This window comes from Candidatus Hydrogenedentota bacterium (assembly GCA_016791475.1).
GTDB lineage: Bacteria > Hydrogenedentota > Hydrogenedentia > Hydrogenedentales > JAEUWI01 > JAEUWI01.
Map to the genome: position 1 here is coordinate 137,158 of JAEUWI010000005.1, position 14,612 is coordinate 151,769.

The following is a 14,612-nucleotide window of genomic DNA, read 5'->3' on the forward strand; positions in this document are numbered from 1 at the left end:
GGTTACCTTGCGTCACGGTGTGTGTACTCCCCTGTCGTGTTGAGGGTTGTGCGGTGGCATGCGCGTTGGCGCTCGGGCCCCGGTTGCCGGCTATCAGGTGACCGGCCGGGGATATAACAGCGGAAAAAGCCCGTCTGCCTGTGCCCGACCACAGGGATGGAGATGTCCCGGCAATCCTGTATCCGGAGGATCAGGAAGCCCCGCTATTCTAATGGATCCCGGGGGCCATTATCGACTCCGCGACCCCTGATTCAATGAAAACGCGGACGCACCCGACCGGGTGCGCCCGCGCAAAAGGCACTGGTTCGAAAATCAGCGGCCCGGAGGCAGCAGGTGACCGTAGCTCATCGTGGTGGGAAAGCGCGCATCGCCGCTCGCCGGGATGAAGGTCTGGTAGTACACAAAGGTGCCCTGTACGTCCGTCGGGTCACCCGTCCACGATATGGTGAGCGATCCGTTGTACTTGCCGTCGTTCGCCTGGCCCACCGTGGCCCGGGCGCTGTTCACACCCGTTCGGGGACGATCCGGCACCAGCGTCGCCGTGGCGCTTTCCTGGCCGCCGGGCGTGGAATCCGGATCCCGGCGCGCGGGGCGGAAAGCGACCGACGAGAAGGGAGGAATCACGAAGGAGTTGTTCTGATCCGCCAGGGTGCTGTTGTTGGCCGGCCCGAGGGGCACGCCGGTCTGGCTGAAATACTCGATCGAGCAGGTGAGGTTATAGCCCACGTTGCTCTTGAGATAAACAATACCCGTCACCCCGCTCACAACACCCGGAATGTCATTGGCCACGGGCGCATTGTCCACAAACCAGGGCACGCTCAGCGAACTTGCAAAAGCGACCGTGGTGCCGGCCAGAGCGGCCGCAAGAACACCTATCTTTCTCATCTCTTACCATCTCCTCGTTGGGCTGAATTCCCGGTGAACAGACTCCCGGAATTCACCCGCGCTGGTTGTTGGATTGGGATGCGTCATGCATCACCGACTACGCTGTCTCCCGAAAGCCGCAGCCAGCACTCTGTTCGAGTTCTTGCCCGACTCCCACCAATTCCACTGGCTACCAGTATACCGGATATCTCCCAAACTTCCAAGCGCTTTTCCTGAGAGCCCTTGTCGAAATTCTCACTTTTCTCAAACCACCCCCGACGACCGTTTCGACCGGTTGTAATGGCCCTTTCCCCTCTCGCATAATGCCCCCATGCAGCCCATCCAACGACGCGAATGGTGTTTCCCACTGGCCCTGGCCATTGCTTTCGCGGTGGTCGGCTCTCTGCCCTACCTCCAGGCGATCCGCGCGGAAGGCCCCGACGAAACCTTCATGGGCTTTGTCGGTCGGGGTACCCCGGGGGCCAACAGTTATTTCGCCTTCTCCCGCCAGGTGGCCGAAGGCGGCATGCTCACCACCAATCTTTACAACCCCCACGCCCCGTCCCGCGCCTATTTCAATCCCGAATGGTGGATCATCGGCGCGACCGCCCGGGCCACGGGCCTCTCCCTGACCACCCTCTTCCATGGAGAGCGCGTGCTCGCGGCCTTCGCGTTTCTCCTGGCCGCCTATTACCTCTGTGCCGTTGTGCTGGCCACGGCGCGACACCGCCGACTCGCGCTCGCTCTGGTCGCCTTCGGCGGCGGCTTCGGCTGGATCGTCGAGGCGCTGAACGCCGTCATCCACGGAAACCTCGTCGTTCCCGCGGACACCCAGGGGGTTACCCTCTTCGCCTATCTCGTCAACAAGCCTCACTTCATTCGCGCGGGCGCCTGCGCGGCATTGCAGTACGCCTGGCTCATTCGCGGGGCGGAAAGCGGCCGATGGGGTTTCTTCTGCGCCGCTGGGCTGGCCGCCTCGGCCCACAGCCTCATCCGGCCCTACCAGATCCCCGAGGCTTGTCTCGTTCTGCTGCTCCATGTCGTCGCCCGTTCATTCCAAGACCCGCGCGCAACCCGCACGGCCATGCTCCAGGCGGGCTGCGCCATCCTGGGTCACGCCCCGGCCATCGCCTGGCACGCCTGGATCCTGATGGACAATCCGCTGGGCCTGGGCCCCATGCAGGCCTGGCAGCCCATGCTGCTCCTGATGCAGACGCTCTGGCTGGGGCTGCCCTTTTGCGCCGTCCTGGTCTACGCGGGTCTTCGCTGTGCGCGCGGGCACTGGAGCCCGGCACCATCCATACCCGTGCTCTGGCTGGCCGCCGCCATGCTTCTGCTCCAGGCCCATCCCTGGTTTCCGTGGGGTGTTGAAAGCTATTTTCCCTGGGTGCTCGCGCCACCCCTGCTCTTCGTGAAACATATCGTACCCCCCGCGGAAAACTGGCTCAAGGCGCGCCTCCGGACTCGCTTCCTTCGCCCACTGACCCTCGCGCTTTTGATGGTCCTCATATTGCCCGGAAACGCCCTCAACTATGCCCGCTTCTTCACCGCCCTGCACGAACCCGTGCCCCCCTGGCGCTACTACCTGCCCGACGATCTCTTGAACGGCCTCAACTGGCTGGAGACAGAAGCCGCGCCGGAGTCGGTGATTCTCGCGAGCCACGATACCAGTCAGTTTGTCCCACGCCTGGCTGACTTGCGGGTCGTCTCCGGCCAGGACGTGCTTACGGATCGATATCGCGAGGCCAATGCTTCCGTACTGCGATTCTTTCTCACGCCCGGCGACGACGCCTTCAAGGTAGGGTTCTGCCGCGAACAACGGGTTTCTTATGTGGTCATCGGCCCCTTTGAGCGGGCCGTTGCCGCGCTGAATCCCGCCGACCACCGCTGGATGCGCCCGGTCTACAACGAAGGGAACATTGCGATCTACCGGGTGGAACTCGACCGATCCCAAGGCCCCGCGGATCGGGAATAAGAAAGGCGCCGCCACCCCGAGGGGCAACGGCGCCATGCATCGCTGTTATAGTGCGCCCTTACCAGCGAATCATCGCCGAGGCCCAGGTCAGGCCGCCGCCGAAGGCCGCCAGCAGTACCGTATCGCCGTCTTTAATCCGGCCTTCTTTACGTGCTTCGTCAATCGCAATCGGGATCGAGGCCGCGCTCGTGTTGGCCACTTTCATCACGTTGAGATAGATCTTCTCATCCGTGAGGCCCACACGCTTGGCCGCGGAATCAATGATCCGCTTGTTGGCCTGGTGGGGGATGAAGAGATCGATATCGTCCACCGTCAACCCCGTCTGCTCCAGCGCCACTTCGATGGCATCGCCAAAGGCGCCGATGGCGCGCTTGTACAGCTCGCGGCCGTTCATGCTCACGCCGCGCTCCACGGTATTCACGTTCTCGGGCGTAATCGGCTGGCGGGTACCGCCGGAGGGCACGGAAAGGATATCCGCCGCGCCGCCGTCGGAGCGGGTGTAGGTGGAGAGAATTCCGTGCTCACCTTCGCTGGCGCGCAGCACCGCGGCCCCGGCGCCGTCGCCGAAGAGCACCGCGGTATCGCGCTTCTCCCAGTAGAGGTGGTCCGAAAGCTTTTCCGCGCCGATCACCAGGATGGTCTTGTGAACCCCGGCCCGGATAAGGGCGTCCGCATGCTGCAACGCGTAGACAAAGCCCGAGCAGGCGGCGTTCAGATCGCTGGCGCCCGCATTGCACGCCCCGAGATTGCTCTGGATGATGCACGCGGACGAAGGCATGTTGTGGTCGGGGGTCAGGGTCGCGCAGAGGACATAGTCCACCTCTTCCGGCGCGACGCCGCTGTCTTCAAGCGCTCTGCGGGCGGCCTCGGTGCCCAGGTCGGACACGGCCTGCTCCGCCGAGGCGAAATAGCGTTGTTCAATACCGCTGCGCTGGCGGATCCACTCGTCCGACGTGTCCACAAACTTGGACAGATCGTCATTCGTAACCAGCTTTTCCGGCAGGTAGTGCCCCGTGCCTACGATACGGGCATGTATCATTGTAAAGCGTCTCCACGAACCTGTTTGTTGCCCCCGCAAGGCGATCCGGATGTAGGTCAAGCGCCTGAGGCGAGGAAACCGCTGCGGGAGGATGGGTAGGTCGCGGCTATTGTGTCACACCCGGGGCCCAAAAAGAAACTTTACGGCATATTCGGACACGAAAACCGCTTAAAACTTACCGTCCGGTAGGTAAGAGCGCCCCACCCATCCAGGCCGCTCCACAATCGCCGCGTTGATACCAGCGCCCCCCGTACTTTATCGTATCTGCTGGTCGCCTAATACGCGTGGCTGGCAGGCCCCGCGAGAGGATGCGACGCTTCGACGCGATTTACGGCCATCGTGTCGCCGCAGGAAAGGGACTGTCCACCGTGGAACAACTGCAATACCCGATCGGGCGCTTTGAACCGCCTTCACCCATCACCCTGGATCAGGTTGCCCATTGGATTGAAGAGATCAGGACGCTGCCCGCGCGCCTGGAAGCCGCGGGGATCGGGTTGCAGGATCAGGACCTCGACACGCCCTATCGCCCCGGGGGCTGGACTATCCGGCAGGTGGTGCATCACCTGGCCGACAGCCACATGAATTCCTATATCCGCTTCAAGCTCGCGCTCACGGAAGACAACCCCACAATCAAACCGTACTTCGAAGATCGCTGGGCCGATCTCCCCGACAGCGGCGGACCGATTGTCCATTCGCTCTCCCTGATCCACGCCCTGCACCGGAAGTGGGTGCGCCTCATGTGGAGCCTCTCCGAAGAGCAGCTCGCCCGAACCTTCCACCACCCGGATGCCGGCAAGGACTATCGACTGGACTACGCCATCGGGCTCTACGCCTGGCACGGAAATCACCACCTCGCCCATATACTCTCCCTGCGGGAGCGCATGGGCTGGTAGGGGTTGTCAGGCCATCGCGGACAGCAGTTCGTAGTGCCGCTTCCGATGACGCTCCAGTGTTTCGGCGTGTTCGGCGATTCCGGCAAGATTGTTTCTCTCCCAGGGATCCACACGCAGGTCGTACAATTCTTCGGCGCCGGGGTCGCCGTCTATCCAGCGGATGTATTTCCACTCGCGCGACAGGACGCCCTCGCTTCTGGGGATGTGAGGGTGCTTGAAGTGGTGGTGGTAGAGGCAATCTTTCCGCCATTCCACCGACTGGCCCTCCATCAAAGGCCGCAGGCTCTGGCCCTGCACGCCCTCGGGAATCGCGATGCCGGCAAGATCCAGAATCGTCGGCGAGACGTCCAGTTCGTTCACCAGGTGCTCCACCGTAACGCCCCGCCTTGCCCCATCGGCGCGGGGATTGAACACGATCATCGGGACGCGAATGGAACGCTCGTAGGCGTACCACTTGCCCTCCAGGCCCCGCTCCCCGAGGAAGTATCCGTTGTCGCCTAGATAGACGATAGCGGTGTTGTCGGCGGCACCACAGCGGGCCAGGGTCTCCCGGAGGCGACCGATGTACGCGTCAATGCCGGTAATCATGCGATAGTAATTCTTCACGGACTCCTGGTAGCGCTCCGCACCGCCGAAGTTGTGCTTGAAGCGTCGGACGCCCTCGCTGTCCCGCAGAAAGGGCGGCAGTACCTCGAAGCCGCCTTCCGCCGTCGCCGCAAGATCGGGCATGGTCAAGTCCGCGTAGAGCGATTGAAATTCGCGCGCGGGCTGATAGGGCTTCTCCGCATAGTCCAGGGCATGGGGCGACTGAAAACCGAGGGAGACGCAGAAGGATCGCCCCGCCGCGACTTCGGCCTCAATAAAACGCTCCGCCGCTTCGGTGTGGAGATCGTCCGCATGGCGCGCGTCCGGATCGTCTTTCGGAAAATACAGTCCGCCATGGGCCGGTGCCTGGACCACGTCGAACGCGCCCTCGGCCGCGCCGTAGCCGTTCACGCCGTGTTTGCCGAAGCAGCCGGTGCGCCGACCCGCCGCCCGGAATTGCTCGGGATAGCTCGCCTTCTGATGTTCCGGTCGAAATGGCGTGGCGAAATCAATCACACGGTGACGCGTGGCGTGCATGCCCGTGAAGATGCTCGCCCGGCTCGTGCAGCAGATCGCCGTGGTTACGCAGGCGTTCGTGAAGCGCACGCCCTCCGCCGCGAGGCGATCCAGATTGGGCGTCTGGAGAAAAGGATGGCCGGCGCAACCGAGGGCATCCGCGCGGTGATCGTCGCCCACAATCACCACCACATTCATGGGTTTTGACTGCGCCACTGCGGGCAATGCGGCCAGCGCCGCGGCACAGCCGCTGCTCGCGAGAAACTGCCTTCTGGAAAACTGCACGGTTATCTCCGGGGCGGCGCGATCGCCGCCGATTCTATCGGACCGATCAGACTGATCGGACCGATCAGATCAGTCCGATCCGTCCGATCGGTCGGATAGGCTTTATTGTTCCGGCGCCACGCCCTCGCGCAGGCCGTCAAAGTATGCCTCCGCCTCCGCCATGGCCGCCCGACCGCATTCGCGCCCGATGGGACGGCTCGCCACGGTGTCTATCCGGGGATGGACCCCGCACATCAAGCGCCCGAGCCCGCCATCGTCCGCGATGTCCTGATAGGTCGCCCATTGAAGTTTCACGGGTTCCGAGGGGGCCTCGTCGAAAGGCAGCTCGGTGACGTTCCACTCCATCAGGCCGCCGGGCACAAACGCGTCTTCGGTGTAGGCCTCCATCACTTCCTTGAAGCTCCACCCGAAGGCGGCATGTCCGGAAGTGTACCCCGGAAAGGGGGGCGTAACAAAGGCGGGGTGTTGATAGGGCATCCAGTTCTCCGGCAGGATCCAGCCCACCCCGGTATAGGGGCCGCGCCAGGCCTTGATCTTCACCCGGCCCACGTACTCGCCCTCGGGGCCCGCGAGCGGGTCATCCTCGCCAATCAACTCCACCACGCCCGCGCGCAGGGGCAATTGATTGTATTGGCCAAGCCAGCGGATGGCCGTGATGGGGCGCACCCAGTCGTAGTGCCGTTTCACGTCCCACACCGCGATCGCCGTATCGTGCATGGCGCCGCCCAGCGCGAAGTAGAGCTTCACATCGTACTCAAGATCGTGGCGCGCAGGCTTGTTGGCCGGTTGTTCTTTGACGAGGCCCCGGCCCGCGAGCACATCGGTCGCAATCTCGAACCACCACGGACCCGGCATGTTGAATCGATTACCATCGAGAAAGGCCGCCTGCGCCCGGTAGTAGTCGCCGCGCCGTACCAGGTTGTCCGCATAGGGCGCGCCCGTGTCGGGATTCACCGGATGACCCGTTCCGTCGTCGGTGGGATAGGGGTTGTTCCCCCGAACTCCGGGCGAGATGTTGATCAGCGTACTGCCAAGCCCCTCTTCGGGATCGAGAGACGCGCTGTAGACCAGCACCTCCATGAAGTTGTCGATAAATTCAGCCATGGTGGCCCCGCCGAATTGAGGCGGCGCGCCGGGATCGATGCGGAGCGCCGAGGCGTCATAGGGCGGGAGGGCGAAAGGCGTCACAAAGCACCACTGGGGTGTGAGGAATGGTTGCACCTCGCCGTCGGGCAGACGGATGGGTTGCCAGGCGTTGATGTCCATCAAATCCGGCATGAGAAAGTCCAGTTCCAGAGGCGGATTTAACGGCGCGTAGCCGCTGGTGTCCCCGTAGGCTCCCGCTTCGTTGGCCCCGTCGTCCTCGCAGAACGCCAGCACCACGTCGGCGATCTTTGCGCCAAGCGCCTGCGCGGGGGAGGGCCTGGGATTGCCCAATTCGTCGAGATAGCCCAGTGCCCGCATGTGAACGCGGAACGCGGCATAGGCCTCATAGCCCGCCGTGCCCGGCGGATCGTCCGCCAGCACCTTGAACCCCTCGCGCAACACCGGGTACACCGCATGGCTCAGGGTCTCCGCCACGTTTTCCAGGGTGCCCGGTCCCGCCTCGCTTTTCAGCCGCTTGCCCGTGAAATAGCCCGACGCCGTCTCGTCGTAGGCGGCCCAGGCTTCATACATGGCCGCGCTCGCGTGCCAGAGTTTGCGCGCTTCCACGGTCGGGCCCTGGGCCTCCGCACGGGTCGCTTCGAGCGCCAGACGAATCCAGCCCTGGGGAATATCGTTCAGCCGCGCGTCGCGCGCCACCACGGGGCACCCGCTCAATCCTGCGAGAAGGGCCAAGCCGATGCATCCGATGACGCCGGCTCGTACGATACTATGAAACATGGAGTACTCCTTGACCATTTGTCCGCCGCTAATTAATGAGAATACATTATCAATATTGGACGGCAATGTCAAGTAGCATTTTACCCGAGCGCTGTCGGGCGGGATAGTATTCCATGGGAAAAAAAGGCGCTGGCCTGGCGACGGTCAAAGCATTCGGATCGGGTCGCGAAGGCTTCAGTGGAGGCAGCACACCTGATTGCGGCCGTGGCGTTTCGCGTTGTACATGGCCTTGTCGGTGTGACTGATCAGGGCGGCGCTGTCCTGCTCGCCCGGCTTATATTGGGACAGACCGATGCTGCAGGTCACCACGAGGGAGCGGACGCCGGGAAAGTGGAATTCCTGTTCGCCGATTCGCTCCCGCAGACGATTGCTGAAGAGTTCCGCCTTGTGAATATCTGTGTTGATCAGGAGGATCATGAATTCCTCCCCGCCGTAGCGCCCGGCGATATCGGGGCTGCGCACGGTGTGCTGCAGGGTGCGGGCCACGGAACGCAACACGGTGTCGCCCGCCTCATGGCCGTGGCAGTCGTTCAACTGCTTGAAGTGATCGAGGTCGAACATGCACAGCGTCAGGGGCTGATGATAACGCCGGGCGCGGTTCAACTCGGTCTCCAGCGACTGCATGAGGTAGCGGCGGTTGAACAGGCCGGTGAGCTCGTCCCGAGTAGCCATTTCCGCGAGGTGCCTGTGGGCGGTCTGAAGTTCCTGCCGGAGCCGCACCCGTTCCAGCGCCGCAAGTATGCTCTGGATGAGGCGATCCTGATCGAGTCCCAGTTTGGGCAGGTAATCGCAGGCGCCCCGGCGCACCGCCTGGGCCACGAGATCCTCGCTGCCCTGACCGGAAATGAGAATGAAGGGGGGCAACTCGATCTGGAGGGCGAGCCGGGTGAAAAGGTCCAGGGAAGCGCCATCGGGCAATTGATAGTCCGAAAGAATCAGATCGAAGCGGTTTGCCAGCAACGCCTTCTCGGCACTGGCGCAGTCGGAAGCGCGGCTCAATTCCAGTGTGGCGGACCAGGGCTCAAGCAAGTCGCAAACGCTCGAAGCAAAGATATCTTCGCCTTCCACGATCAACACGCGGTAGCGGCCTTCGGGCACGTCCATCGAAGTGGCCGAACTCACCGGAAGGAGCAGGTCCGCCTGCACATGCTGGATACGGTCGATGATCTGCTGCACCTGCTTCGCGTGGGACTTCAAATCGGCGATTCTGGCGCTCAAGGCCGGGGTGCACGAGGCGTCCGCTTCGAGCTCCGCGCTGACGCGCAGCAACTCCACCAGGGGCTGATCGAGCTCGGCGGTCGTCGCGCCCGCCATTTGAAGCACGACTTTGAGCCGTTCTTCTTCGATTCGCCGCTCCGTGGCTTCGGCCATCTGCCCGCGGATGAGCGCGAGCTGGTTGGAGCGAAGGGCCAATTCATGGGTCACGGCGGAGAGGCGCTGCTCCGTGCTCCGAAGCTTGCGCTCGTACACTTCCGTGCTTTCCCAGGAGTCCCGGGCATCTATACCACGGTGTTCTCGCATGTGCCACCTACCCACGCCCGGAGTTCGGGCGCGTGTGCCCGTCGGACCCCTGCCAGGCCGACGAGTTTTTGCCGTTCACTGAAAGCATTATACACGTAATCGCGAAAATCGGGGGGATGAATTTTGGGTCCCCTCCACAAATTGAGTAAGACGATTTACCGTTTGACTTCTAACTGTTTTGTGGTACACTTGTGCCGTGCCAGCGTGGTACCCTGTGGAGTGAGGAGGCCCTTACCATGAACAATCGCGACGAAATCAGCCAGATTCGGGCGGAGCTGGAGCGTGTGCAACGAAGCGTTGCCCGCCTGGCCCAACGCCTGGATGAAGTGGAAGCGCGGGAAAATGCGGGGGCGGAAAAGCCCGTGGCCGCGATCAAGGTGGCAGCGCCGGAAATCCCCATGCCACCGCCACTGCCCGCCTCGGCCTTTGTAGCCGAGCCCGCCGCTGTGAAAAGCGAGGCGGCGCCTTCCTTCCCGCCTGCCGCGAAGGTTGCGCCGACCGCCCCCGCGCCCCCGGTGCTTCCCCGACGTCCCCTCGTGCCGCCACCGCCCCCCAAGAGGCCCCGCCGCTTCGGCCCGCCGGAAGGCATGGGCTGGGAAATGGCCCTTACCACGTGGTGGCTTCCCCGCATCGGTATCTTCATGATGGCGCTGGGTCTCGTCTGGGGGCTCACCTTTGTATCGGACAAATTCCGCGATTCGCCCTGGATGCCCTTTGCGCGGGTGGCCCTGGGCTATGCCCTGGCGCTGGGCCTCGGCGGCATCGGCTGGAAGCTGGAGAAGAAATACGCAGGCTACGCCCGAGTGCTCATGGGCGGCGGATTCGGCCTCTTGTACTTCGTCACCTTCGCTACCTGGTATATCCCGCCGACGCGCATCGCACCGAGTCAGGAGTTCACGCTTTTCCTGCTGGCCCTGCTGGTCGTCGCATGGGGCGCCGTGGCCCAGTGGCGCAAGTCCGCCCTCATCGCCCTCTCCATGACCCTCCTCGGTCATTTCACCGTGGCCCTGTCCACCTTGTCCCTCGAAACCCCCAGCCGCGCGGCGGTGGGCGGATTGCTGGTCCTTGGCATCGGCAGCGCCTTTTTCCTCATCCGGAACGGCTGGTACAGCGTGGCCATGAGCGCCATGATAGGCAGCTACCTCAACCAGTTCTTCTGGCTGGCCCAGGCGCCCCCGAGCGGTGCGCCGATGGACTTCGCCCTGGGCATGGCCGTGCTTGCGACCTACCTCGTGCTCTATGCGCTGGCCGATCGCTTCACGCCCTATGAACACGCATCCACACGAACACGGACCCGCAATATCTACTGCGGCCTGAATACGGGTGGTTTCCTGCTCCTCGGCCTCGCCCTGATGCAGGGCTTTGAATTCGCCCAGGGGAAGGAATACCTCCTCTATTTCGCCACAGCCGCCTTCGCGGGAGGTATGGGCTGGAGTTACACCCTGAGGGAGCTGCACGCCGAGGACCACTACATCCCGGCCTGGACCGCGGGAGGCCATATCCGCAGCGCGGGCCATGTCCGGCCCGACTCCCTCGCAAACATCTACTTCACCAAGGCCTCCATGCTCGCGACGGCGGGCCTTGCGGCATGGCTGGATGGCCCTTCCGTGACCCTCGCCATCGCCCTGCAATCGCTCGCCCTCCTCGCGGCGGCGCGGCGCTCGCAACGCGCCGTGGGGCGGCTCCTCGCCCTCGGCACGGCCCTCGTGGCCTTCGCCCATGGCTGGTATACCCTGGACCAGGGCGGGTTTCCGCTGCTCGGTACACCAGGCCACACGGGACAGGTGCTCGTGGCGCTGCTCACGATGTCCGTGTTCTGGGCGATCGCGGAATTGTATCGCGTGACGCCCTGGCACACCTTCCCCCAGGGTCCCTGGCGGGGTCCAGCGCTATTCCGCGACCTCTGCGGAAGCCTGGAGATGCTGGAGCAGGAAAAAGGCGCCCCCATCCTTCCGAGCCGCATGCTCCTGGCCCACGTGCTCATGGCCTTTGGCGCGCTGCTGGTAGCGGGCCAGATCCGCGCCCTCTTTCCCCTGTACTACGGCGCGCCCGCCTTCTCCGTGCTGGGACTTGCGACGGCGGGGCTGGGTCTGGCCCTTCGCTCCGCACCCGTACTCGCGGGTTGCGCTTTCTACCTGACCTTCGGTCTCGCGTGCTGGCTGATTCAGATCCTCGGCGGCCAGGCTCCGGAACCCAACGGACTCCTCGTGGCCGTGGCGTGTGTGGTCGCCGCTGCAGGGACCTCGGAGCTCTTCCGCCGCTTCCTGCCCGCACGATTTGAATCCCATGCGTTGGACGGCGGCATACAGGGCGCCTGGAAACGGAACCACCTGCTGCTGGCCCATCTCACCGCGATCGGCGCGGCGGTGATTATCGCCACGGGGCTTCAGGAGCGCACCGCTCCGCCCATGGCGCTCCTCGGCGCCGGGGCCATCACCCTCCTCGCCACGGGCTATGCCGCCGTCACGGGCGCGGCCAACCTGGGCCTCCTCGCGGTGCTGTTGACGGTCTTCACCCTTGTCGTGTCACCCCAGGTAGCGTTTGAGACTTCAGACGGCTTCCGGGCCCTTCGGGGCGTCATCCTCGCCGCCGCCGCCGCCACGGCGGTGGAGCATCGCGGATGGGGCGTCGGGCGGCCCGGATTGGCCTTTCACCGTTTGCTGCCCATGCCCTATCTCCTCTATGGCTGCGCGGCGTGGAACACGATCTGGATGGTCGATGCGTACTGTCCAGACCATCTTCATGCCGTTGTCCTCGCTGGTGCCGCAGCCGCCTTCGCTGTCGCGCTGCTGGTGCTTCACGCACGCGCCATGGCCAGTCTGGGCGCGGTCCTTATGGCGGTGGCGCTGGTGGCGTGGCTGTCGAATCAAAGTCTCGCGGAAACGCGTTGGTGGCACATCGGAGCGCTCGCCATGGTCGCGCTGTCCATCGCGGGCGATCGCTTCCTCACCCTGCGCAATCCCTTCAACAAACCGTGGCCCGCGCGGGTGATGCTGTGTTGCGCCTGGGTGGTCTGCCTGGCCTGGAACGGGAAGATGGGCGATCACGGCTGGCACTACAGCGGCATGGCCGTCATCGCCGGCGCCTTTCTGGCCTATGCCGCCCTCTTCCGAAGCCGCACCGCCGGCGCTTTGTCCCTCCTGACCGGAGCCCTGGCCACGTTTCCCCTTATCGTCGCCACGGAGCACGGCATGACCCTGGGCGCGCTGTGGGCCGGCTACGCCGCCCTCATCGTCTATTGGCTCGCGGCCGAACGGGGGGTGACGCTGGTGCTGAACCGCGTCCGCCTTGCCATCGCGCCCGGACAAGTCACCACAATCACGGTGCTGCTCGCGGGCACGCCCACGCTGCTCGGCGTGCTCTGCCTCTCCCGCGTGGACACCATTCAGAATTTCTATCTCACCATGGCGTGGACGGCCTGGGGCCTCGCGATCTTCTGCTGGGCCCTCTTCACCCGCCAGCCCTGGTTCCGCTACATGGGCCTCGGCGTCTTTGCCCTGGCCCTGTCACGCGCTTTCCTTATCGACGTTTGGCGTCTCCAGGGCCTCTACCGCGTGGGCGCCATGCTATTCCTGGGCGCCGCGCTGCTGGCCGTGGCCTATGGCTACACCCGCTGGCGCGCCAGCCAGGCCGAAAAGACCGACGGAGACAAGGCACCGGAAGCGGATCGGCCTTGACGGAAAGAGCACGATCCAGCCATTTCTCTTGCAACCGCGTCTTCGTAGCGGTGTTATACTGATGCGGGTGGATGACTTGGAATTCTCAATGCCGCCCCGAACCGCGTTAGCCATGGAACCATAGAGGATTGCCACGATGAAACGAATCCTGACGAGTGTGCTCGCATTGAGTCTGTTGCCCGGCGCCTGGGCGGCGGAACACGCTTCGGGCGAAGTGGCCGCTGTAAAGCCCGCACCCACCGAAATCCTCAAGGGGCTCGAAGAAGGAAACGCCCGCTTCGCCGAGGGCAAAGCGACCGGTTCCCATCGCGATCCGGAGCGCATCGCCCTGGCCGCAGCATCGGACCAGGCGAACTTCGCCGTGGCCACCGTCCTGTCCTGCGCCGATTCCCGGGTGCCGGTGGAGTTGCTCTTCGACGCGGGCATCATGGATCTCTTCGTGGTGCGCGTGGCGGGCAACGTGGCGGACGTGGATGAAGTCGGCACCATCGAATACGGTCTGGCCCACGTGCGCACCCCCGTGCTGATCGTGCTCGGACACTCGGGTTGTGGCGCGGTGAAGGCGGTCAATCAGGCCGCCCACGGCGAAGGACACGCCCTGGAAAAGAATATCCCGCCGCTGGTGGACAATATCGGCCCCGCCGTTGAGCGCGCGATAGCGGCCCACCCCGACGCGAAGGAGAGCGAGATCGTCTCTTTTGAAGTGGAGGAAAACGTCTGGCAGGCCATCCATGATGTCTTCCTCCACAGCGCCGCCGTGCGGGAAATGGCGGCGGCCAACACCGTTCAGGTGGTGGGCGCGATCTACGACCTCGCGACCGGCAAGGTCCAATGGCTCGACGCAAAGAAGCCGCTGGAAATCCTGGCCCAGGTCAATGAAGACCCGGCACGGGAAATGGACGTCCTGGCGGCCGGAACGGCGGAACACGAAAAGAAATGAGGTAGGAGTACGCGGACGAATGCGCCCGACTCCCACTTCCGTGTTTTCCGTGCCTTCCGTGGTGGGTTTTTTTTGTTGACCTCGGAAGTGCACGGATTCTATGCCGCGCTTCAATCGGGAGGGTGCCTGTTGTGTCCAATTTAGTACTCGCTATCGTGCTAACGCTGCTCGCGCTCGTGGCCGGAGCCGGACTGTGGCTTTTCGGGCGCAACGCGCCCATTTTCACGCTTGGCGATCCAATTCAACCGGATGAGACGGACGAGTTGGACGACGCGACGCTCCAGGCCTATGCCGCCAAGATTCAAGCCGCAGCGGGTGAACAAAGCATCGCGGCACTGGTGCGGCGGCGGCTGGTTTTTTCGTTCACCGGACTCGCGATGCTACTGGGGGCGATCGTGGGAACACTCTGGCTCGTCCTGGGATAACAAGAGAT

General features: G+C 63.8%; 10 protein-coding genes. 5 read left to right on the forward strand and 5 right to left on the reverse strand.

Annotation, left to right across the window (positions count from 1 at the left end):
- Nucleotides 1-312: 312 nt before the first annotated feature.
- Complete coding sequence (locus tag JNK74_04300; GenBank protein MBL7645396.1) at nucleotides 313-885, reverse strand: hypothetical protein; 573 nt, start codon at nucleotides 883-885, stop codon at nucleotides 313-315.
- A 310-nt stretch (nucleotides 886-1,195) separates the two neighbouring features.
- Between JNK74_04300 and JNK74_04305 the strand changes: the two genes are divergently transcribed.
- Nucleotides 1,196-2,839: a hypothetical protein gene (locus JNK74_04305; protein MBL7645397.1), complete on the forward strand. Its 1,644-nt coding sequence runs from the start codon at nucleotides 1,196-1,198 to the stop codon at nucleotides 2,837-2,839.
- A gap of 58 nt (nucleotides 2,840-2,897) precedes the next feature.
- On the opposite strand, the gene JNK74_04310 is transcribed toward JNK74_04305, so the two are convergent.
- Nucleotides 2,898-3,878: a ketoacyl-ACP synthase III gene (locus JNK74_04310; GenBank protein MBL7645398.1), complete on the reverse strand. Its 981-nt coding sequence runs from the start codon at nucleotides 3,876-3,878 to the stop codon at nucleotides 2,898-2,900.
- A gap of 368 nt (nucleotides 3,879-4,246) precedes the next feature.
- Between JNK74_04310 and bstA the strand changes: the two genes are divergently transcribed.
- Entirely contained in the window at nucleotides 4,247-4,771 is a 525-nt protein-coding gene (gene bstA, locus JNK74_04315) for a bacillithiol transferase BstA (protein MBL7645399.1), read from the forward strand.
- A 6-nt stretch (nucleotides 4,772-4,777) separates the two neighbouring features.
- On the opposite strand, the gene JNK74_04320 is transcribed toward bstA, so the two are convergent.
- The 3 genes from JNK74_04320 to JNK74_04330 form a co-directional block, all read right to left on the reverse strand.
- Nucleotides 4,778-6,157, reverse strand: a complete 1,380-nt coding sequence (locus tag JNK74_04320; GenBank protein ID MBL7645400.1) for a sulfatase-like hydrolase/transferase — start codon at nucleotides 6,155-6,157, stop codon at nucleotides 4,778-4,780.
- Between the two features lie 102 nt (nucleotides 6,158-6,259).
- Nucleotides 6,260-8,041 (reverse strand): vanadium-dependent haloperoxidase, encoded by a 1,782-nt coding sequence (locus JNK74_04325; GenBank protein ID MBL7645401.1) that lies wholly within the window; start codon nucleotides 8,039-8,041, stop codon nucleotides 6,260-6,262.
- Nucleotides 8,042-8,215: 174 nt separating this feature from the next.
- Nucleotides 8,216-9,562, reverse strand: a complete 1,347-nt coding sequence (locus JNK74_04330) for a diguanylate cyclase (GenBank protein MBL7645402.1) — start codon at nucleotides 9,560-9,562, stop codon at nucleotides 8,216-8,218.
- Nucleotides 9,563-9,798: 236 nt separating this feature from the next.
- Between JNK74_04330 and JNK74_04335 the strand changes: the two genes are divergently transcribed.
- From JNK74_04335 to JNK74_04345, 3 genes are all read left to right on the forward strand, one after another.
- On the forward strand, nucleotides 9,799-13,239 hold the full coding sequence (locus JNK74_04335) for a DUF2339 domain-containing protein (GenBank protein MBL7645403.1): 3,441 nt from the start codon (nucleotides 9,799-9,801) through the stop codon (nucleotides 13,237-13,239).
- Nucleotides 13,240-13,375: 136 nt separating this feature from the next.
- Entirely contained in the window at nucleotides 13,376-14,179 is an 804-nt protein-coding gene (locus tag JNK74_04340) for a carbonic anhydrase (GenBank protein MBL7645404.1), read from the forward strand.
- Between the two features lie 131 nt (nucleotides 14,180-14,310).
- A complete protein-coding gene (locus tag JNK74_04345; protein ID MBL7645405.1) occupies nucleotides 14,311-14,604 on the forward strand; it encodes a hypothetical protein in 294 nt (97 codons plus the stop codon).
- The last annotated feature ends 8 nt before the right edge of the window (nucleotides 14,605-14,612 follow it).